The organism is Micromonospora sp. WMMD1219 (assembly GCF_049315215.1).
GTDB lineage: Bacteria > Actinomycetota > Actinomycetes > Mycobacteriales > Micromonosporaceae > Micromonospora > Micromonospora tulbaghiae.
Genome location: NZ_CP186057.1, coordinates 508,946 through 529,499, shown reverse-complemented (window position 1 = coordinate 529,499; position 20,554 = coordinate 508,946). Strand labels below are relative to the sequence as shown.

18 protein-coding genes are annotated in these 20,554 nt (G+C 74.5%); 10 read left to right on the top strand and 8 right to left on the bottom strand.

Annotated elements, in window-relative coordinates; translation table 11 throughout:
• Nucleotides 1-18 precede the first annotated feature (18 nt).
• From ahcY to efeB, 4 genes are all read left to right on the top strand, one after another.
• Complete coding sequence (gene ahcY, locus ACN27C_RS02495) at nt 19-1,518, top strand: adenosylhomocysteinase (protein ID WP_120571519.1); 1,500 nt, start codon at nt 19-21, stop codon at nt 1,516-1,518.
• A 177-nt stretch (nt 1,519-1,695) separates the two neighbouring features.
• Nucleotides 1,696-2,595, top strand: coding sequence for an iron uptake transporter permease EfeU (efeU, locus tag ACN27C_RS02490; protein ID WP_121685214.1), 900 nt, complete (start codon nt 1,696-1,698; stop codon nt 2,593-2,595).
• A gap of 29 nt (nt 2,596-2,624) precedes the next feature.
• Complete coding sequence (gene efeO / locus ACN27C_RS02485) at nt 2,625-3,755, top strand: iron uptake system protein EfeO (protein ID WP_422750344.1); 1,131 nt, start codon at nt 2,625-2,627, stop codon at nt 3,753-3,755.
• Nucleotides 3,752-5,074, top strand: coding sequence for an iron uptake transporter deferrochelatase/peroxidase subunit (efeB, locus tag ACN27C_RS02480; RefSeq protein ID WP_120571517.1), 1,323 nt, complete (start codon nt 3,752-3,754; stop codon nt 5,072-5,074). Before efeO ends, efeB begins: the two co-directional genes overlap by 4 nt.
• A gap of 7 nt (nt 5,075-5,081) precedes the next feature.
• On the opposite strand, the gene ACN27C_RS02475 is transcribed toward efeB, so the two are convergent.
• A complete protein-coding gene (locus ACN27C_RS02475; RefSeq protein WP_244933084.1) occupies nt 5,082-6,050 on the bottom strand; it encodes an RDD family protein in 969 nt (322 codons plus the stop codon).
• Nucleotides 6,051-6,091: 41 nt separating this feature from the next.
• On the opposite strand from ACN27C_RS02475, the gene ACN27C_RS02470 reads away from it, so the two are divergent.
• Nucleotides 6,092-7,045, top strand: a complete 954-nt coding sequence (locus tag ACN27C_RS02470) for a stage II sporulation protein M (protein WP_120571515.1) — start codon at nt 6,092-6,094, stop codon at nt 7,043-7,045.
• On the opposite strand, the gene ACN27C_RS02465 is transcribed toward ACN27C_RS02470, so the two are convergent.
• Genes ACN27C_RS02465 through ACN27C_RS02445 form a run of 5 tightly spaced genes read right to left on the bottom strand, consistent with a single transcriptional unit; the run spans nt 7,023 to nt 12,046 of the window.
• Nucleotides 7,023-8,333: a DUF58 domain-containing protein gene (locus ACN27C_RS02465; RefSeq protein ID WP_422750343.1), complete on the bottom strand. Its 1,311-nt coding sequence runs from the start codon at nt 8,331-8,333 to the stop codon at nt 7,023-7,025. The genes ACN27C_RS02470 and ACN27C_RS02465 overlap by 23 nt on opposite strands.
• A complete protein-coding gene (locus ACN27C_RS02460) occupies nt 8,330-9,307 on the bottom strand; it encodes an AAA family ATPase (RefSeq protein ID WP_013284206.1) in 978 nt (325 codons plus the stop codon). Before ACN27C_RS02460 ends, ACN27C_RS02465 begins: the two co-directional genes overlap by 4 nt.
• The gene (locus tag ACN27C_RS02455; RefSeq protein WP_422750342.1) at nt 9,304-10,608 is read right to left on the bottom strand and encodes a DUF4350 domain-containing protein; all 1,305 of its coding nucleotides are present in this window, start codon (nt 10,606-10,608) and stop codon (nt 9,304-9,306) included. The genes ACN27C_RS02460 and ACN27C_RS02455 overlap by 4 nt, the downstream gene beginning before the upstream one ends.
• Entirely contained in the window at nt 10,605-11,204 is a 600-nt protein-coding gene (locus ACN27C_RS02450; RefSeq protein WP_350817099.1) for a DUF4129 domain-containing protein, read from the bottom strand. The genes ACN27C_RS02455 and ACN27C_RS02450 overlap by 4 nt, the downstream gene beginning before the upstream one ends.
• Nucleotides 11,201-12,046 (bottom strand): hypothetical protein, encoded by an 846-nt coding sequence (locus ACN27C_RS02445; protein ID WP_422750341.1) that lies wholly within the window; start codon nt 12,044-12,046, stop codon nt 11,201-11,203. Before ACN27C_RS02445 ends, ACN27C_RS02450 begins: the two co-directional genes overlap by 4 nt.
• A gap of 215 nt (nt 12,047-12,261) precedes the next feature.
• On the opposite strand from ACN27C_RS02445, the gene mtrA reads away from it, so the two are divergent.
• The 5 genes from mtrA to hpf all read left to right on the top strand — a co-directional run bounded on the left by mtrA (nt 12,262) and on the right by hpf (nt 18,114).
• Nucleotides 12,262-12,951, top strand: a complete 690-nt coding sequence (gene mtrA, locus ACN27C_RS02440) for an MtrAB system response regulator MtrA (protein ID WP_013284210.1) — start codon at nt 12,262-12,264, stop codon at nt 12,949-12,951.
• A 16-nt stretch (nt 12,952-12,967) separates the two neighbouring features.
• The gene (gene mtrB / locus ACN27C_RS02435; protein WP_422750340.1) at nt 12,968-14,713 is read left to right on the top strand and encodes an MtrAB system histidine kinase MtrB; all 1,746 of its coding nucleotides are present in this window, start codon (nt 12,968-12,970) and stop codon (nt 14,711-14,713) included.
• Nucleotides 14,710-16,509 (top strand): LpqB family beta-propeller domain-containing protein, encoded by a 1,800-nt coding sequence (locus tag ACN27C_RS02430; protein ID WP_120571510.1) that lies wholly within the window; start codon nt 14,710-14,712, stop codon nt 16,507-16,509. Before mtrB ends, ACN27C_RS02430 begins: the two co-directional genes overlap by 4 nt.
• Nucleotides 16,510-16,513: 4 nt before the next feature.
• Nucleotides 16,514-17,218 carry a ComF family protein gene (locus ACN27C_RS02425; protein WP_422750339.1) on the top strand — a complete coding sequence of 235 codons (705 nt, stop codon included), beginning with the start codon at nt 16,514-16,516 and terminating at the stop codon, nt 17,216-17,218.
• A gap of 251 nt (nt 17,219-17,469) precedes the next feature.
• Nucleotides 17,470-18,114 carry a ribosome hibernation-promoting factor, HPF/YfiA family gene (gene hpf, locus ACN27C_RS02420; RefSeq protein WP_120571508.1) on the top strand — a complete coding sequence of 215 codons (645 nt, stop codon included), beginning with the start codon at nt 17,470-17,472 and terminating at the stop codon, nt 18,112-18,114.
• A gap of 42 nt (nt 18,115-18,156) precedes the next feature.
• Here hpf and ACN27C_RS02415 read toward each other — a convergent pair whose 3' ends face one another.
• Both ACN27C_RS02415 and ACN27C_RS02410 read right to left on the bottom strand, forming a co-directional pair.
• Nucleotides 18,157-19,263, bottom strand: a complete 1,107-nt coding sequence (locus ACN27C_RS02415) for a GNAT family N-acetyltransferase (protein ID WP_422750338.1) — start codon at nt 19,261-19,263, stop codon at nt 18,157-18,159.
• A complete protein-coding gene (locus ACN27C_RS02410; RefSeq protein WP_422750337.1) occupies nt 19,260-20,417 on the bottom strand; it encodes a GNAT family N-acetyltransferase in 1,158 nt (385 codons plus the stop codon). The genes ACN27C_RS02415 and ACN27C_RS02410 overlap by 4 nt, the downstream gene beginning before the upstream one ends.
• Nucleotides 20,418-20,554: the final 137 nt, after the last annotated feature.

The window sequence follows — 20,554 nt, the reverse complement described above, 5'->3', positions numbered from 1 at the left end:
CGTTCGACAGGAGCTTCCATGACCAGCACCCTCCCGGCGGCCTCCAGCGGCGCGTCGTCGCAGGCCCGGCCGAGCACCCTCGCCGAGGGCGACTACAAGGTGGCGGATCTGTCGCTCGCCGCGTTCGGGCGCAAGGAGATCCGGCTCGCCGAGCACGAGATGCCCGGCCTGATGGCGATCCGGCGTGAGTTCGCCGAGGCCCAGCCGCTGGCCGGCGCCCGCATCACCGGTTCGCTGCACATGACCGTTCAGACCGCCGTCCTGATCGAGACCCTGGTCGCGCTCGGCGCGCAGGTCCGCTGGGCGTCCTGCAACATCTTCTCCACCCAGGACCACGCCGCCGCTGCGATGGTGGTCGGCCCCGAGGGCACCCCGGAGGCCCCGGCCGGCGTGCCGGTCTACGCCTGGAAGGGCGAGACGCTGCCGGAGTACTGGTGGTGCACCGAGCAGGTGCTCAACTGGCCGGACGGCCAGGGCCCGAACATGATCCTCGACGACGGTGGCGACGCCACCCTGCTCGTCCACAAGGGCGCCGAGTTCGAGAAGGCCGGCGTCGTGCCGCCGGTCGAGTCCGCCGACTCCGAGGAGTACGCGGTCATCCTCGAACTGCTGCACCGTTCGCTGGCCGAGGACGGCGGGCGCTGGACCCGGATCGCCGCCGGCATCAAGGGCGTCACCGAGGAGACCACCACCGGTGTGCACCGGCTCTACGAGATGCACCGCGCCGGCACGCTGCTCTTCCCGGCCATCAACGTCAACGACTCGGTGACCAAGAGCAAGTTCGACAACAAGTACGGCTGCCGCCACTCGCTCATCGACGGCATCAACCGCGCCACCGACGTGCTGATCGGCGGCAAGATGGCTGTCGTCATGGGCTACGGCGACGTGGGCAAGGGCTGCGCCGAGTCGCTGCGCGGCCAGGGCGCCCGGGTCGTGGTGACCGAGGTCGACCCGATCTGCGCGCTCCAGGCGGCGATGGACGGCTACCAGGTCGCCACGCTCGACGACGTGGTGGAGCAGGCCGACATCTTCATCACCGCGACCGGCTGCTTCGACGTCATCACCAACGAGCACATGGCCCGGATGAAGCACCAGGCCATCGTGGGCAACATCGGCCACTTCGACAACGAGATCGACATGGCCGGCCTGGCCAAGCGCAGCGACGTGACCCGGGAGAACATCAAGCCGCAGGTCGACGTGTGGCGCTTCGACGACGGCCACGCCATCATCGTGCTCTCCGAGGGCCGCCTGCTGAACCTGGGCAACGCGACCGGCCACCCGAGCTTCGTGATGTCGAACTCGTTCGCCAACCAGACGATCGCCCAGATCGAGCTGTTCACCAAGACCGAGGAATACCCGATCGGCGTCTACGTGCTGCCCAAGCACCTGGACGAGAAGGTCGCCCGGCTGCACCTGGACGCGCTCGGCGCGAAGCTGACCACGCTGACCAAGGAGCAGGCCGCCTACCTGGGCGTCTCCCCGGAGGGCCCGTTCAAGTCGGACCACTACCGCTACTGAGTTCCACGTTCGGAGAAGGGACCGGGTTCGGCCGCCGCGCGGCCGTCCCGGTCCTTTTTCGCGTACGGGGGAAGGCCGGCGGATGTCGAACCGGGTGACGTTACCCGGATCAGCTTGACGTTTGCTGTGAACAGGAGCAAGGTATGCCTGCCCTAACTAAGCGACGACGGAGTGCTGATGTTCGCCACGTACCTGATCGGCCTGCGCGAGGGCCTGGAAGCGACGCTCGTGGTCAGCATCCTCGTCGCCTTCCTGGTCAAGTCGCAGCGCCGGGACCGGCTGCCGCAGGTGTGGGCCGGCGTCGGCCTGGCCGTGGCGCTCTCCGTCGGCTTCGGCTCCCTGATCCAATACACGTCCACCTCGCTGCTGCGCACCTCCGAGTCGCGCGAACTGTTCGAGGCGGTCACCTCGGTCGCCGCCGTGGTCTTCGTGACCTGGATGATCTTCTGGATGCGCCGGGCCGCCCGCACCATCGCCGGTGAGCTGCGCGGCAAGCTCACCGACGCGCTCGCGGTCGGTTCCCTGGCCGTGGCCGGCATGGCGTTCCTCGCCGTGATCCGCGAGGGCCTGGAAACCGCGCTGATCTTCTACGCCGCGGCCGAGAGCGCGGCCGGCGGCACCGGTCCCGGCTCCCTGCTCGCCCTGGCCGGCGGCATCGCCACCGCCGTCGTGATCGGATTCCTGCTCTACCGCAGCGCGGTACGGATCAACCTGAGCCGGTTCTTCACCTGGACCGGCGCGCTGCTCATCCTGGTCGCCGCCGGCATCCTCAAGTACGGCGTGCACGACTTCCAGGAGGCGGGCGTGCTGCCCGGCCTGAACGACCTCGCCTTCGACATCTCCACCACGCTCGACCCGGGCTCCTGGTACGGCGCGCTGCTCGCCGGCATGTTCAACGTCACCGCCGCGCCGACGGTGCTGGAGCTGGTCGCCTGGGTCGCGTACGCGGTGCCGGTGCTCGTCCTCTTCCTGCGCAAGCCGTCCCAGCCCGCGAAGTCCGCCGAGCCCGCTCACCCGACGCCGCCCGCCGAGCCGGTGCCGGCCGACGTCGCCGCCGTCCCGTCCCCCCGCTCCTGACCCGCCCGTTCCCGAGGAGACCCCGCACGATGCGTACCACTCGACTCGTCGCGCCCGCCGCCGCCGGGCTGCTCGCCGTCGCCGGACTGGCCGGCTGCGGGGGCGGTGACGACGCCGACGCCTCGAACGGCGGGCCGATCGCCGTCAAGGCCACCGACACCGTCTGCGAGGTCGGCGACACCGAGATCGACGCCGGTCAGGTGACCTTCAAGGTGACGAACACCGGTTCCAAGGTCAACGAGTTCTACGTCTACGCGGCCGGTGACCGGGTGATGGGCGAGGTGGAGAACATCGCCCCCGGCCTCAGCCGCGAGCTGCGGGTCGAGCTGACCGCCGGCACGTACGAGACGGCCTGCAAGCCGGGGATGAGCGGCCGGGGCATCCGGGGCGCGCTGAAGGTCTCCGGCACCGCGGCGACTGTCGCCCCGGACGCCGCGCTGACCCAGGCCACCGAGAGCTACCAGCGGTACGTGCGCAGCCAGACCGCCGCGCTGCTGACGAAGACCGAGGAGTTCGTGGCGGCGGTCAAGGCGAACGACGTGGCGAAGGCCAAGGCGCTGTACCCGGTGGCCCGCACCTACTGGGAGCGGATCGAGCCGGTCGCGGAGAGCTTCGGCGACCTCGACCCGAAGATCGACGGCCGCGAGGAGGTGGTCGAGGAGGGCATGGAGTTCACCGGCTTCCACCGGATCGAGAAGGACCTCTGGACCACCGGGGACGTGAGCTCCGACGGTGCGATCGCCGACCGGCTCCTGGTCGACGTGAAGGCGATCGTCGCCAAGGCGGACGCCGAGAAGCTCACCCCGCTCCAGCTCGCCAACGGTGCCAAGGCGCTGCTCGACGAGGTCGCCAGCGGCAAGATCACCGGCGAGGAGGAGCGCTACTCGCACACCGACCTGTGGGACTTCAACGCCAACCTGGAGGGCTCGAAGGCCGCGATCGCCGCGCTGCGCCCGGCCCTGGAGCAGCGCGCACCCGACCTGGTCAAGCAGCTCGACAGCGAGTTCGCGAATGTGGAGACCACCCTCGGCAGGCACCGGGCCGGGGACGGCTGGAAGCTGCACACCCAGCTCGGCAAGGCCGAGCTGAAGGAGCTGTCGGACGCGGTCAACGCGCTGGCCGAGCCGGTCAGCAAGGTCGCGGCGGCAGTCGCGCGATGACCGGCCCGGCCGGAGGTGACGCGACGAGCGAGCCGAACAACCGGCGGACCGGCCGCGGCCTGTCCCGGCGCCGCGCGATGACCCTGGCCGGCGTCGGCGTGGCAGGCGTCGCCGGGGTGGCGGGCGCCGCCGGTGCCCTGCTCGCCGGCGGGAACGAGGCCTCCGCCACCGGATCGGCGGCCGGTTCCGTGCCGTTCCTCGGCGAGCACCAGGCCGGCATCACCACCCCGGCCCAGGACCGGCTGCACTTCGTCGCGTTCGACGTGGTCACCAAGGACCGGGACCGGCTGGTCGCGATGCTCCAGGAGTGGACCGCCGCCGCGGCCCGGATGACCGCCGGCAAGGACGCCGGGGTCATCGGCGCGGTCGGCGGCATGCCGGAGGCCCCGCCGGACGACACCGGCGAGGCGCTCGGACTGCCCCCGTCGCAGCTCACCCTCACCGTGGGATTCGGGCCGTCGCTGTTCCGCGACGCGCAGGGCCGCGACCGCTTCGGCATCGCCGCCCGGCGTCCGGCCGCCCTCGCCGACCTGCCGCACTTCGCCGGGGACGCGCTGCGGCCGGAGCTGTCCGGCGGCGACCTGTGCGTCCAGGCCTGCGCCAACGATCCGCAGGTGGCGGTGCACGCCATCCGCAACCTGGCCCGGATCGGCATGGGCGTGGTGAGCGTCCGCTGGTCGCAGCTCGGCTTCGGGCGTACCTCGTCGACGTCGCGGGACCAGGCCACACCCCGCAACCTGTTCGGCTTCAAGGACGGCACCGCCAACCTCAAGGCCGAGGACGCCGGCCTGCTCCGCGACCAGCTCTGGGTGCAGTCCGGCGACGGTCCGGACTGGATGACCGGCGGCTCCTACCTGGTCACCCGGAAGATCCGGATGCTGATCGAGACGTGGGACCGCAGCCCGCTGGCCGAGCAGGAGACGATCGTCGGCCGGACCAAGGGCAGCGGCGCGCCGCTGGGCCGCCGCGACGAGTTCGACGAGCCGGACTTCGCCGCGAAGGGCGACGACGGCGAGCCGCTCATCGCCGACACCGCGCACGTACGGCTGGCCCACCCGGACCAGAACGACGGCGCCCGCCTGCTGCGCCGCGGCTACAACTTCGTGGACGGCTCGGACGGGCTGGGCCGGCTCGACGCCGGTCTGTTCTTCATCGCCTACCAGCGGGATCCGCGCCGGCAGTTCGTGCCGATCCAGACCCGGCTGGCCCGCAACGACGCGATGAACGAGTACCTGCGGCACGTCTCCAGCGGCCTGTTCGCCTGCCCGCCCGGCGTACGCGACGCCGCCGACTGGTGGGGGCGGGCGCTGTTCGCCTGAGCCCGGCTCAGCGGCGTACCGGATCGGGGCCCGCGTCCGGGACGGCGGACCGCAACCGGCCGTCGACCGGCGCGGCGGGACGCAGGGCGGCCGGCGCGACGGCGTGCGGCACCGTGGCCGGGGCCGGGACCAGCTCCGGCCAGAGCGCGGCGGTGACCGTCCGGGTCCGGCCCAGCCGGAGCGCGGCGCGGCGCCCCCGCTCGGCCAGCACGGCCGACAGGTAGACCGAGTCCGGCGCGGCCCACGGCGGAGGCGGCGAGGTGACCGCAGCGACCTCCGCCCACAGCGCCCGGCCCAGCCGGAAACGGTCCGGCTCGGCGAGCTGGGGCAGCCGGTCCAGGTACTGCCGGGCGGCCAGCGCCAGCCCGTCGTCCAACCGGGTCAGGTCGAGCGTGGTCGCCCAGGCCAGCAGCGGCGGCGGAGCCGGCGGCAGCGGCCGCCACAGCGCGGCGCCCCGGCTGTGCACCACGAGCGTGCCGGCGACCAGGTCGCCCAGCCGCCGCCCGCGCGGGTCGGTGAGCATCACCGTGACGCTCGCGACCCAGCTCAGCAGCGGCAGCACCAGACCGGGCCACTCCACCGCGACGCCGACGAGCGCCCGGGTCAGCGACTGGCCCACCCCCACCGGGCCGCCGTCGGCCCGCACCACGCGCAGCCTCACGGCCAGCTTGCCCACCGTCCGGCCACCGGCGAAGCGTTCCATCACCACCGGATAGCCGAGCAGGACCAGCACCAGCAGCAGGGTCTGGAGCGCGCCGGCCAGCGCGGTGTCGAGGACGTCGCCCAGCAGGGCGAGCGCGACCATCGCCAGCACCGCGCCGAGCACCAGGAACAGCGCGAGCTGGATCACGGCGTCGATCAGCAGGGCGAGCACCCGGGAGCCCAGCCGGGCCACCCGGACGTCCAGCTCCACCGCCTCGCCGCTGACCAGACCGGCGTCGGCCCAACGGGGCGGTGGGGGAGGTTGCGCACGCACCCCGACAGTGAACACCATGGACGCCGAACGGGGGAGGGTGAGTGGATCTCGACGCGTACGTGGCCGAGCACGGCGCCGAATGGCGGCGGCTGGAACACCTGACCGGCCGGCGTCGCCTCGACGCGGCCGAGGTCGACGAACTGGTGGCGCTCTACCAGCGCAGTGCCACGCACCTCTCCGCGCTGCGCGCCCGGGCGCCCGAGCCGGCGCTGGTGAACCGCCTGTCCCACCTGGTCCTCGCGGCTCGCGCCCGGGTCACCGGCCGTCCCCGGCCGTCCTGGGCGGCGGTGGGCCGGTTCCTGGCCGCCGACCTGCCCGCCGCCCTCTACCGGGCCTGGCCCTGGTGGTGCGGCGTGGCCACGGCGTTCAGCGCCCTGAGCGCCTTCCTCATCTGGTTCGTCGCGGGCAACCCGGACACCGCCGCCGCGTTCGTCGGTCCCGAGGCGGCGCGGCAACTCGTGGACTCCGGTTTCGCCGGCTACTACACCGAGTTCGCCGCGCCCACGTTCGCGTTCCACCTGTGGACGCACAACGCCTGGCTGGCCGCCCAGTGCCTGGCCGCCGGCGTGCTCGTGATCCCGGTGCTCTGGCTGCTGTGGCAGAACGCGCTCAACATCGGCGTGGTCGGCGGCGTGATGATCTCCTACGGCCGGGCGGACGTCTTCTTCGGCATGATCACCCCGCACGGGCTGCTGGAGCTGACCGGCATCTTCGTCGCCGCCGGGGTCGGACTGCGGACCGCCTGGGCGTGGATCGCCCCGCCCGCGCACCTCGGGCGCGGCCGGGCGGTCGCCGAGGCGGGACGGCTCGCCGCCGTGGTCGCGGCCGGCCTGGTCGGCGTCTTCGCGGTCTCCGCGCTGATCGAGGCGTTCGTGACCCCGGCGCCGGTGCCGATCCCGCTGCGGGTGGCCGCCGGCGCCGCCGTGTGGCTGGCGTTCCTGGCGTACGCGCTGGTGCTCGGCCGGCGCGCGGTCAGAGCTGGCCGAGGGACTTGAGCCGCAGATAGGTGTCGGCGACGGCCGGGGCCAGCCGGTGCCCCGGCACGTCCACCACGGTCACCCCGTGGCGCGACAGGGCGGCGCGCACCCGGTCCCGTTCGGCCAGCGCCCGCCACGCCGACGCGGCCGCGTACGGGTCGTCCGGGCCGGCCGGGGTGGCGGTGGCGAGCCGGTTCAGCACCGGGTCACCGGCGGCGGCCAGCACCACCCGGTGACGGGTCGCCAGCCGGGGCAGCACCGGCAGCAGCCCTTCGCCGATCGCGCCCGCCTCCAGCGCGGTGAACAGCACCACCAGGCTGCGCTGCCGCTCCCGGCGCAGCACCTCGGCGGCGATCAGCTCGAAGTCGGTCTCGGCCAGCGCGGGCTGCAACGGCGCCACCGCGTCGACCAGCCGGGCGAGCAGCGCCGGCCGGCCGCTGCCGGTCACCCGGGCCCGGATCTCGGTGTCCGCCGCCAGCAGGTCCACCCGGTCACCGGCCCGGGCGGCGAGCGCGGTGAGCAGCAGCGCCGCGTCGATGGCGGTGTCGAGCCGGGGCTCGTCGCCGAGGCGTACCGCCGACGTGCGGCCGGTGTCCAGGACGCAGACCAGGCGGCGGTCCCGCTCCGGGCGCCACGTGCGCACCAGCACGTCGGCCCGGCGGGCGCTGCCCCGCCAGTCGATCGAGCGGACGTCGTCGCCCACCGCGTACTCGCGGAGCGTGTCGAACTCGGTGCCGTGACCGCGCCCCCGAGTGACCTGCACACCGTCGATGACCCGCAGCCGGGCCAGCTTCTCCGGCAGGTGCCGGCGCGAGTCGAAGCGCGGCAGCACCCGCAGCGTCCACTGTGGTGTGGCGGGTGCCCCGGCGCGCTGCCGGGCGCCCAGGCGCATGGGCCCGAGCGAGCGTACGGTCAGCGCCACCGCCGGCCGGTCGCCGCGCCGGGTCGGGGTGAGCCGGACCGGCAGCGTGGCGGTGCCACCGGGCGGCACGGTGAGCAGGTGATCCGGCGGCACGTCGGGGCGCGCCCCGGCCGAGGGCACCCAGGCGTCGCGTACCTGGGCGTACAGCGTGCGGTCGGTCGGGTTGGCCAGGTGCAGCGTGACGGTGGCGGTGCCGCCGAGGCGGACCGTCCGCTCGCCGGAGCGGGTGATCGTGAGCGCGTCCGGCGGGACCGCCATCGCCCGGTCGAGCAGCACCAGCAGCAGCACCGCCGCGGTCAGCACGGCGACGCCGAGGAACGGCGCCGGCCAGGCCGGCAGGGTCAGCGCGCCCACGCCGAGCAGCAGACCCGCCCGCCAGGTCATCGCGGCGTCGGCACGGTGGCCAGCACCGAGTCCAGCACGGCGTCGACCGTGACGCCCTCCAGTTCCGCCTCCGGACGCGGGCGCAGCCGGTGCCGCAGCGTGGGCCGGGCGACCGCCTTCACGTCGTCCGGGGTGACGTGGTCGCGGCCGGCCAGCCAGGACCACGCCTTCGCGGCGTTGAGCAGCGCGGTGGCGCCCCGCGGGGACGCGCCCAGCTCCAGCGCCGGGGCGGACCGGGTGCCCCGGCACAGGTCCACGATGTAGCCGAGCACCGGCTCGGCCACGTGCACCATCCGCACCTCGGCCCGGGCGGCGGCCAGGTCCGACGCGTCGGCCACCGGGCGTACGCCCGCAGCACGCAGGTCGCGCGGGTCGAAGCCGGCGTGGTGCGCCCGCAGTACGCCCAGCTCCTCCTCCCGCTCCGGCAGCGGCACCGTCAGCTTGAGCAGGAAACGGTCGAGCTGCGCCTCGGGCAGCGGGTAGGTGCCCTCGTACTCGACCGGGTTCTGGGTGGCCGCGACGATGAACGGGTCGGGCAGCGGACGGCGCTCGCCCTCGACGGACACCTGCCGCTCCTCCATCACCTCCAGCAGCGCCGACTGCGTCTTGGGCGGGGTGCGGTTGATCTCGTCGGCGAGCAGCAGGTTGGTGAAGACCGGCCCCTCCCGGAACGTGAACGCGGCGGTGCGCTGGTCGAAGATCAGCGAGCCGGTGACGTCGCCGGGCATCAGGTCGGGGGTGAACTGCACCCGCTTGGCGTCCAGGTCGAGCGCGGCGGCCAGCGTCCGCACCAGCAGCGTCTTGGCCACCCCCGGTACGCCCTCCAGCAGCACGTGCCCCCGGCAGAGCAACGCGATCACCAGGCCGGTGACCACGGCGTCCTGCCCGACGACGGCCTTGGCGACCTCGGCACGCAGCCGGTGCAGGGCGGCGCGGGCGCCGGACGGGGCGGTGGTCGTGACGGGTCCGGTCACCGGGGGTCTCCTTCGCTGGGATGCGGGGCCAGGGTACGGGTCAGGGCGTCCAGTTCGCGGGCCAGCTCCAGCAGCTCGCGGTCCTTCTCCGGGGCGGGGCCGTAGAGCAGGCCGGCCACCCGTTCCGGGTCGGCGCCGGCGCGCTCGGCGACCCGGGCGGCCACCTCGTCGTCGGGCGTGCCCGGGGGCAGGTTGAGCCGGGTCACCAGCCGGTCCAGCGCGGCGGCGCGCAGCGTCCCGGCGACGGTGTCCCGGGCGCCGGCCCGGCGGTAGAGCCGAGCCCGGCCGCGTACCGTCTCGGCGGACCGGACGGTCACCGGCAGCGGCTCCGACACCGGCGGCCCGAGCCGGCGGGCCCGCCACAGCACCACCAGCAGGCCGGCCAGGGCGAGCTGCACCAGGAGGGCCCAGAACCACTGTGGGAAGGCGCCCCAGAGCGGGTTCTCCCGCGGCGGGTCGGCGCGCTCGGGCGGGTCGGGCCGTTCCGACCGGCCGCTGCCGGCCGGGCCGGGCACCTCGGTGAACGGTTCCGGGGACCAGCTCGGGCGCGTCGGGGCCGGCGCCGGCTCGGGCAGGTCGAGCCAGACCAGCGGGCGGTCGCCGCCGAGCAGGCCGGTGGCGAGGGCCTCGTTGCCCCATTCGCCGATCCGATCGTTGCGGAACGGGTCGCTGGCGCCGGCCAGCACCGTCTCGACCCGGCCGGGGACGCGCAGCAGCGCGCCGCCGTAGCAGTGGTCCACCTCGGCAGGTCCGGCGTAACGCTGGAGGTCGATCGCGGCCGTGCCGGCCCGGACCGCCTCGGGCAGCGGGCACGGCGTGCCGCCGGCGTCGGGCGGCACCGCCCGGGCGGCCCAGCGCCCGCCGGCCGGTTCGACCGGGGTGTCCAGCTCGGCGAGCACCCGCCGGGAGGGCTCGACGAGCACCAGCCGGCTGCCGGGCGGCAGGGCGGTCAGCCCGTCGAGCAGCTCCGGGTGCACCAGCCCGGGCGCGGGCACGAACAGCGTGCTCGGCTGCGCCCCGGCGGTACGCAGCGCCGCCGTCAGGTCCGTCTCCCGGCGCACCGCGACGCCCTGCGTCCGTAGCGCCTCGGCGAGCCGGCTGGCGCCGTCGTCGTCGGTGGCGACCGGGGACAGGAAACCGGGCTCGTCCGCGTCGGGCCGGTCGACGGCGCGCAGCACGAGCGTGGTCACGATCAGCAGCACGGCCAGCCCGAGCGGGACGAGCAGCCGGTACGTACGCCGACGCGGCGCAACGGTGGCCGCCGCCGTCGTCGCGGTCTCCGGTACGGCTGTGGCGGTCACCGCGGCTCCTCCCCGGTCAGCTCGCGACTCAGGTCGGTGGCGAGTTCACGCATCCGCCGGTCGTGCGCGGCGGTCGCGGGGCGCTGGGCGTACCAGAGGTCGGAGAAGATCGCCCCGGCCGCGTGCAGCGTCGGCCCGACCTGCGGCCGGGTGCGGGCCGCCGCCTCGGTCAGCTCGACGACCGTGAGCCCGGGGCGGGGTTCCACCACCTGCCGGACGACCAGCAGCCGGACCATCTCGCGCAGCCGCTCCCGGACCGCCTCGGCGTACCGGCCCTCGGCCGCCAGCCGGTCCGCCGGCCCGAGCCCGCCGGCCGGCGCGGGTTCCGGGGTCCGGGGCGCGGGCAGGCGCACGGCCGGCGGTTCGGTGCGGGCCCGGCGGGCACGCCGCCGGAACCGGGGCAGGCGGAACCGGGGCAGCCGTGGGCGCCGCAGCCGGGGGAGACTGAACCGGGGCAGCCGGCGGGGCACCCAGGCCGGGAAGAAATACCAGCCCAGCGCCACCAGCAGCGCGACCGCCAGCAGGATCAGCGCGGCCAGCGGCAGCGGCACCACGTCACCGAGGGCCGCGACCGCCTCGGTCCACCACCGGCTCACCGGTGGGCCGCCAGCAGGACCGGCTCGGGCACGCCGGCCGGCGCGCGGGAGAGCCGGATGTCCAGCCCCTCGGTGCGGATCCGGGTCTCCAGGTGCAGCACCGCGTCGAGGCAGGCGAGCGCCGGGTACGCCAGCGCGTTCACCGCGGTGAAGGCGGCGATCGTCACGGGCAGCGCCCAGGCCGAGACGTCGAACAGGCCCAGCATGTTCAGGCCCTGGTAGAGGCCCAGCCCGATGCCGAGCCGGATCAGCCACCAGCCCAGGTAGCCCAGCAGCCGGATCGCGGCGGCCCGCGCGCTGACCCGGCCGGCCAGGCGTACCGCCCGCCAGGGCGCCAGGTGCCCCGGCACCCCGTCCAGCACCAGCACCGGCACCACCAGGCCGAGCAGCGCGTACGCCAGGAACCAGCCCGGCCCGGTCAGCCCGGCGGCGGTGACGGTCAGCCCGACCAGGACGGCGGCCGGCAGTGCCACGCCGAGCCGGGCGCCGCGCAGCAGCTCCCACGGCGCCGGACGGCGCCCCAGCAGCGCCGCGCCGGCGCCGCGCGCGGCCGGGGCGCCGAGCAGCGCGACGATCGCGGCCTCGGTGCCGGCACCGGCCGCCAGCAGCAGCCAGTACGCGGGAAGGGAGTCGCCGAACTCCGCCGGCCACCAGTACGGCGGTTCGGTCCCGGCGAGCATCCGCAGCGGGTGGAGCACCGCCTGTTCGGCGAGGGCCAGCAGGAGGGCGAGCGGGACGAGCACCCGGGCCTGGTCGCGCAGCAGCAGCACGGCCGCGTCGAGCAGCTCGCCGACGGTCAGCGGACGGCGCGGCAGCACCGCGGTCGGGCCGGCGTCGGGCACGCGTACTCCTGGGCGGGGCGAGCGGAGGTGGCGGGCGGGGCGACGCCCGGGGGATCATGGTTGCACGGCGGGTCCGCATCCGGTGGACCCGTCCGACCCGGCGCGCCACGCTGGGCGGCCACGCCGACTTGCTGTGGTGCACGGGGCCGCTCGGCGCTACGGTGCCGTGGAGACGCCGAACACTCCAGACGAACGGGGATGGAACGATAAACCCCATGAGAGCCCGGGTACTCGTGGTCGATGACGACCCCGCCCTCGCCGAGATGCTCGGCATCGTGCTGCGCAGCGAGGGCTTCGTGCCGTCCTTCGTCGCGGACGGCGAACGGGCGCTGGCCGCGTTCCGCGACAACCGACCCGACATCGTCCTGCTCGACCTGATGCTGCCGGGCATGAGCGGCATCGACGTGGCCCGCGCCATCCGGGGCGAGTCCGGCGTGCCGATCGTGATGCTGACCGCCAAGAGCGACACCGTCGACGTGGTGCTCGGGCTGGAGTCCGGCGCCGACGACTACGTGGTCAAGCCGTTCAAGCCCAAGGAGCTGGTGGCCCGGATGCGGGCCCGGCTGCGCCGGGGCGAGGACGTGGCGCCGGAGATGCTGACCATCGGTCCGCCCGGCAACCAGATCACCATCGACGTGCCTGCCCACACGGTCAGCCGCGACGGCGAGGAGGTGAAGCTGACGCCGCTGGAGTTCGACCTGCTGGTCGCGCTCGCCCGCAAGCCGCGCCAGGTCTTCACCCGCGAGGTGCTGCTGGAGCAGGTCTGGGGCTACCGCCACGCGGCGGACACCCGCCTGGTGAACGTGCACGTCCAGCGGCTGCGCGCCAAGATCGAGCCGGATCCGGAGCGACCCGAAATCATCCTCACCGTGCGGGGCGTGGGCTACAAGGCAGGCACCGGATAGCCTGGTCAGCACTGTGGTGACCACCCCGCTGCCCGACCCGCCGACCGCCGCGTCCCGCCGGCTCCACGCCGTGCGGGCGCTCTGGCTCGCCCTGACGGGCCGGGTCGCCCGGCTGGTGGCCGCGGTGCACCAGGCGTGGCGGCGGTCGCTCCAGGTCCGTGTGGTCACCATCACGCTGGTGGCGTCGAGTCTGCTGGTGGGCGGTTTCGCCTATCTGATCGCCGACAAGATCACGAGCATCCTGCTGGAGAACGCCGAGACCGACGTGCGGCTGCGGCTGAGCAACGGCAGCGAGTACGCGGCCAAGCAGTTCAACCTCTACAGCCAGCCGCAGGAGGCGCAGCTCCAGAACACCATCGACGGCACCGTGAACTACCTGGCCGGCGGGGATCCCACCCAGACCAGCGGCGTGGTGGTGGCGATCACCGCCGACAACTTCGCCGAGTTCATCGAGCCGCGTACCACGCCGGACGTGCCGGTGGGCGCGGTGATCGGCGACGAGCTGCGGGCCACCGTCGCCTCCGGCAAGGTCGCCCACCAGATCCGTACCGGCTCGCTCGGCGGCGAGCGGACGAAATACCTGGTCTACGGCTCCCCGGTGCCCACCAAGTTCGGGCAGGTCGAGCTCTACTACCTCGTACCCCTGGCCCGGCAGGACGCGACGGCGGCCGACGCCCGCGCCACGGTGGTCGCGACCGGCGTCGCGCTCGTGCTGCTGCTCGGCCTGCTGGCCGCGCTGGTCACCCGCCTGGTGGTGACGCCGGTACGGGTGGCCGCGCGCACCGCGCAGCGGCTGTCCGCCGGCCTGCTCGACCAGCGCATGGTGGTCTCCGGCGAGGACGACCTCGCCCTGCTGGCCGCCTCGTTCAACCAGATGGCGACGAACCTGCAACGGCAGATCCTCCGGCTGGAGGAGATGTCCCGGCTGCAACGCCGGTTCACCTCCGACGTCTCGCACGAGCTGCGGACACCGCTGACCACGGTACGGATGGCCGCCGACCTGATCTTCGCCGAGCGCGACGAGTTCGACCCGGCGGTGGCCCGCAGCGCCGAGCTGCTCCAGGCCGAGCTGGACCGGTTCGAGGAACTGCTCACCGACCTGCTGGAGATCAGCCGGTTCGACGCCGGTTTCGCGGTGCTGGACAGCGAGCCGACCGACCTCGTGCCGGTGGTGCACCGGGTGACCGAGCGGCTGGCCGGGCTGGCCGAGCGGGTCGGGGTGACCATCGAGCTGGACCTGCCGGACACTCCGGTGATCGCCGAGGTCGACCCGCGCCGCGTCGAGCGGGTGCTGCGCAACCTGGTCGGCAACGCGGTCGAGCACGGCGAGGCCAAGCCGGTACGGATCACCCTGGGCCAGGACCAGAGCGCGGTGGCGATCACCGTGCGGGACCACGGTGTCGGCCTCAAGCCGGGGGAGGAGAAGCTGGTGTTCAACCGCTTCTGGCGGGCCGACCCGTCGCGCGCCCGGCAGACCGGCGGCACCGGGCTGGGCCTGTCGATCAGCCTGGAGGACGCCCGCCTGCACGGCGGCTGGCTGGAGGCGTGGGGCGCGCCGGGTCAGGGCGCACAGTTCCGCCTCACCCTGCCGGCCCGGGCCGGGGACCGGCTCACCACCTCCCCGCTACGGCTGGTGCCGGCCGACGCCACGGTGCCGTTCGGCGGCCCCCGCGACGGCGGGCTGCCCGCCATCGGGCCCGGCGGCGTCGCGGCGCTGACCGCCGGACCGGCCGGCGGCGACCACGCGGAGGCACGGCCGTGAACCGCCGCGTCCTGGCCCTGCTGCTGACCGGCGCGCTGCTGCCGGCCGCGCTCGCCGGATGCGGCATCCCGCACCAGACCGACGTGCAGGTGGACGGCTCGGTGCCGGCCGCCGAGTCCGGGGCGCTCAACGGCAGCCCGGCCCGGCCGCCCGAACCGGCCGACAGCAGCGAGCCGGTGCCGTTCATCGAGAACTACCTGCGGGCCGCCGCCGCCGGGGAGCGCGACCAGGCGTACGCCCGGGCCCGGAAGTTCCTCGCCGCGGAGGCCCGCGACCTGCTGCCGGGCAAGCCGCAGACCAGCGAGGTCGAGCTGACAGTGGTCCGGCTGCGGGAGAAGCCGGAGAGCACGCCGCCCAACAACCAGGGCACCAGCACCGTGACGCTCAAGGTGCAGCAGGTGGGCGTGCTGCGCGCCGACGGCACGCTCGGCCCGCCGGTGGCGAGCGAGACGCAGTACGTCTTCGAGCTGCGCCGGGCCGAACCGGCCGGCACCGGCCTGCTGATCACCGAGCTGCCGAACGTGCTGCTGGCCAGCGACTCGGCGATGCGCGAGTACTACCGCCCCCGCACCGTCTACTTCTGGAACACCGACCTGACCCGGCTGGTGCCGGACCAGCGTTACCTGCCCTCGTCCGCGCCGACCGAGCGCCGGATCACCGAGGTGATGAAGTGGCTGGCCGACCGCCCGTCGGACTGGCTGGCCCCCGGCGTGACCGGGCTGCCCGACGGCACCCAGCTGATCAACAACGCGACCGGCGCGGACGGCCACTGGGAGATCAACCTCAACATGCCGGGCGCCAACGAGCAGCGGCTGACTCGGCTCGGCACCCAGCTGGCGTGGTCCCTGTCGGACCTGGACGGCCAGGTCGACCTGAAGATCCAGAACCAGAAGCGGCTCACCGTCGACCTGGGGCGCGAGCGCGTTGCCACCGCCGCCTATCCACGCGGCGGTGACCCGATGCGGTTCGCCGTCTACGACGGCGCCGTCCGTCCCCTGGCGTTCGGCAACGAGTCGCGGGCCGCCGTGCCGCTGCCGCCCGCGGAGAACCGCAACGTGGTCTCCGCGTCGCTCGCCCGCGCCGACGACCAGGTGCTCGCCGCGCTCGTGGTGACCGGGCCGGACAACCGCAGGCGGCTCAAGGTGGGCACCGGCCCGGATCCGGTCACCACCCTCAACCCCGGCGACCGTACGTTCCGGACGATGAGCCGTCCCACCTGGCTGCGGTCGCTGAACAAGGCCCGCCCGGCCGGTCTGGTGGCGGCGGACGGCCGGCTCTACCGGTTCGACGGCGCGGGCCGGACGAGCGAGATCCCGCTGTCCGTTCCCGGGCCGGTGACGGCTGTCGCCGGTTCCCTCGACGGGCACCGGATCGCGCTGGCCTCCGGCGGCGCGGTCTTCGTCGCCGCGGTGAGCGTCGACGGCGGCGTGGTCAGCCTCGGGCAGCCCCGCCGCGTGACCACGCTGCTCACCGGCGTGACGGTGGTGGACTGGGTGGCGGAGAACGAGCTGGCGCTGGCCGGTAACGAGGCGGACCGGCGCTCGGCGATCCACCAGCTCACCGTCGACGGCGCCTGGGAGACCCCGCTGGCGGTGGAGATCGGAGCCCCGGTGACCCAGCTCGCCGGGTATCCGGGCGGCGGCGACCGCGGCCTGGCCGCGTTCTCGTTCATGTTCGAGACGGACGGCGCGGCCTGGCGGAACAACCCGTTCGACTACGTCAAGCGGGAGCAGGTGCTCGACGTTCCGTCGGGCAGCCGGGCGACCAACCCGACCGCACCGTTCTTCCTCTACTGAGCCCGTGCGTGACCTGGGCGGGCTCTGGTCGGACTTGACCGACCTGGTGCTGCCCGCCGGGTGCGCGGGCTGCGGCGCGGGGTCGGTACGGCTGCGGCAGGGCTTCTGCCCCGGCTGCGTGCGGGAGCTGGAGTCGCTGCGTCCCGCACCTGCCCGGCCCGATCCGGCTCCGCCCGGCCTGCCGCCCTGCGTCGCGCTCGGCCCGTACGGCGGCGCGTTGCGCGAGGGGCTGCTGGCGTACAAGGAACGGGGCCGGCACGGGCTGGCCCGGCCGTTGGGCGCGCTGCTCGCCGAGGTGGTCGCCGCGGCGGCGGGGCCACCCGGCCCGGTGGCGCTCGTGGCGGTGCCCGACACCGCCCGCGCCGCCCGGGCCCGCTACGGCGACCACCTGGACCGGCTGGTCCGCCCGGCGGCGGCCCGGTTGCGCGCGGCCGGCTGGCCGGTACGCGTGCTGCGCCCGCTCCGCGCGCTGCCCCGCACCGACTCGGTGGCGCTGGACAGCGCCGGACGGGCCGCCGCGGCCGAGGCGGCGTTCCGGTTGCGCCGCCCGCCCGCTGGAGACCGCCCGGGGGAGAACGTCGTGCTGCTCGACGACATCGTCACCACCGGCGCCACGCTGGCGGCGGTGAGCCGGATGTTGCACCGCGCGGGAATGGCGCCAAAGGCCGCGGCGGTGCTCGCCGCAACGCAAAAGCGGCACCGCCGGTGACGCTTCGTGTATCCGTTTCACCCCATGGTGTATGAGCTGTTAAATTTCGCGACCGCCTTCGGCAACCAGGGGTGACGGTTGGCCGTACAGGAGTTAGCGTTTCGGTGTCGGGGGTAGTGAGGATCCAACCTTCCCCCGGCACTGGAAGGAGGCGTAGCCGAACAACACCGGTCGACGCCGAGCGGGGCCCTCCCGGGTGCGTCGACCGGATCTGATCCGGACCGAACGACCGTCCGAACAAGGGAGGTCACGTGGACATCGTGGTCAAGGGCCGTAACGTCGAAGTGCCGGACCATTACCGGGTGCACGTAGCCGAGAAGCTCGCGAAGATCGAACGCTACGACCAGAAGCTCATTCGCGTGGACGTGGAGTTGTTCCACGAGCGCAATCCACGCCAGGCGGACACCTGCCAGCGGGTGGAGATCACGTGCGTGACGCGCGGCCCGGTGATCCGGGCCGAGGCCTGCACGAACGACTTCTACAGCGCGCTCGACGCCGCAATCGCCAAGTTGGACACGCGATTCCGCCGCGCGGCGGACCGTCGCCGGGTGCACCGCGGGCGGCACGCGCCGATCTCCGTGGCCGCCGCGACAGCCGGTCTGCCGGTGGCCGATCTCGACGGCCCGGGGCTGGCGGCGCTCGACGGCCACGGCACCGCCACAGCGGTCGCCGAACGCCCCGACGAGAGCGGCTACACCGAACCCGACGACCAGCCGTGGCACATCGCCCGGGCGAAGGTCCACCCCGCCGAACCGATGACCGTCGACGACGCGCTGTTCCAGATGGAACTGGTCGGCCACGACTTCTACCTGTTCCAGGACAAGGAGTCCGGCCGCCCGAGCGTGGTCTACCGGCGGCACGCGTACGACTACGGGATCATCCAGCTCGGCACGTGACCCCTTGACCGGCGAGGACGGGCCCCGCGCAGGGGTCCGTCCTCAGTTCTCGTCCGTGGCCAGGCGGCCGTAGACCACCGAGTCGACACGGACGCCGTCCGGGCCGGGCAGCCGGCCGCGCAACAGCCCCTCCCGCCGGAAGCCGGCCCGCTCCAGCACCCGCTGCGAGGCGACGTTGTCCGGCCGGGTGCCGGCCCACAGCCGGGCCACCCCGACACCGAACGCCCACCCCGCGACCAGCCGGACCGTCCGGGCCGCCAGCCCGCGACCGCGCGCCTCGGGCAGCAGGCTGTAGCCGACCATGGCCTGCCCGGTGGCCGGCTCGTCGTAGAACAGCGCGCAGCCGCCGACGACAGCACCGGTGGCCGCGTCGAGGATCGTCAGGTCGGCGGCCTCGCCGGCCAGCCAGCGGCTCGCCGCCAGCCGGCAGCGGCGCGCGAGCGCCGCCCGCTGCGGCGCCACCGGCGGCACCCGGTTCGCCACCACCTCCGGCAGCGAGTGCAGCCGGAACAGCGCGTCCGTGTCCGCCGGCTCCACCGGGCGCAGCGTCACCACGCCGTCGGTGAGCCGGCCGTCCGGCAGGTCCGGCAGCAACCGGGCGAGCGGCCCGGGCGGGTCGTCGGCCAGCCGCACCCAGGCGATCAGATCCTGGCGTACGCCGTCGCCGCCCGCGCCCGCCGCCCGGCGTACGCCCTCGTGCCGGTAACCGCAGGCGAGCGCGATGCGCTGGCTCGCCACGTTCTCCGTGCGGGTGAGCAACTCCAACCGGGCCGCCCCGGCGGCGAACGCACGTTCGGTCAGCAGCCGGGTGGCGGCGGTGGCCACGCCCCGGCCGCGCGCCGCCGCTCCCACCCAGTAACCGATCTCGTACGTCGCCCGCTCCGCGCTGAGCCGGGTCAGGCCGATGCTGCCGAGCAGCCGGTCGGTCGCCGGGTCGGCGATCGTGTACGCGGCGCCACCGGCCGCCCACGCCGCGGGCGCGCCCTCGGTGATCCACCAGCGGGCGGCGTCGGCGTCGTACGGGTCGGGCAGCAGGGGCATGAACCGGCGGGTCTCCGGATCGGCGCACCCGGCCACCGTCTCGGGCACGTCCGCGAGGTGGCACGGCCGAAGCCGTACGCCGTACCCCTCGATCGTCTCCGGGGTCATGTCAGGTCGCCCGGCAGCAGCGCGCCGATCCAGACGTCCTGCCGCTCGCCGCGGTGCTGGACGCCGCCGCGCAGCGTGCCCTCGACGGTGAAGCCAGCCTTCTCGGCGGCCCGCCGCGAGGCGGTGTTGCCCACGTTCGCCCGCCACTCGATCCGGGCCAGGCCGAGCGTGGTGAAGCCCCAGGCGCAGACCGCGGCGAGAGCGGCCGGCAGGTAACCCCGGCCGCGCGCGTACGGCGCGGTCATGTACCCCACGTCGGCCACCAGCGGGTCGTTCGGCAGCAGGCGCAGGTCGACCGAGGCGACGTAGCGGTCGTCCGGATCCGCCACGGCGAACGTCACGGCCGTGCCCCGGGCCCAGGCCGGGCGCACCAGGTCGCGCAGGAAGCCCTCGGCGTGCTCCGGCCGGTACGGGTGCGGCACCGTGGTCCAGCGGACGGTCTGCTCGTCCTGGCAGGTGCGGGTCACCTCGGCCAGGTCGCGTTCCTCCAGCGCGCGCAGCCGCAGCTCGGTGTCCCCGGCGGTGGCGAACAGGACCGGCTGCGGGCGGCCGAAGACCGCCGCCCGGCGGGCCTGGAGCGTGTCCGGGCCGTAGGGGACCGGGTCGCCGGGCGCGGCCAGCTCGGCCGGGAGGAGGGAGCCGATCCAGCCCTCCGGGCGGCCGCCAGGGCTGGGGTGGGCCAGCCGCAGCTCACCATCGATCCGGAAGCCGGCGCGCAGCGCGACCAGCCGGGAGGCGTGGTTGCCGATCTCGGCCTGCCAGGTGAGCCGGCACAGCTTGAGAGCGTCGAACGCCCAGCGGGCGAGCGCGCGGGTGGCGCGGACCGCGACGCCCCGGCCCCGCGCCCACGGCGCGGTCCAGTAGCCCACCTCGGCCGAGTCCAGCGCGCGGTCGACGGAGACCAGGCCGATCGAGGCGAGCAGCTCGCCGGTGCCGGCGTCGCAGACCGCGAACTGCGCCGCGGTGCCCTCGGCCCAGCCGGTGGCGCTGATCGTGGTGACGAACTCGGTCGCGTGCTCCGGCAGGTACGGGCGAGGTACGGTGGTCCAGCGCTGGATGTCCGGATCCTGGCAGGCACGGTGCACCGCGTCGGCGTCCTCCGCGCGCCACGGGCGCAGCAGCAGGCCGTCCTCGATGATCTCCACAGGCTCCATTCGAGCCATCGTGCCGGATCGTTCGCGCACGGCGTAACCCGATTAGCGGCCGGTGGCGCACGGTCGCGGCGTTATGTCGGGTTCCGGAGCCCGGACCGCCGCCACCAGTGACCATCGTCGCCTCGGAGCGCCTACGA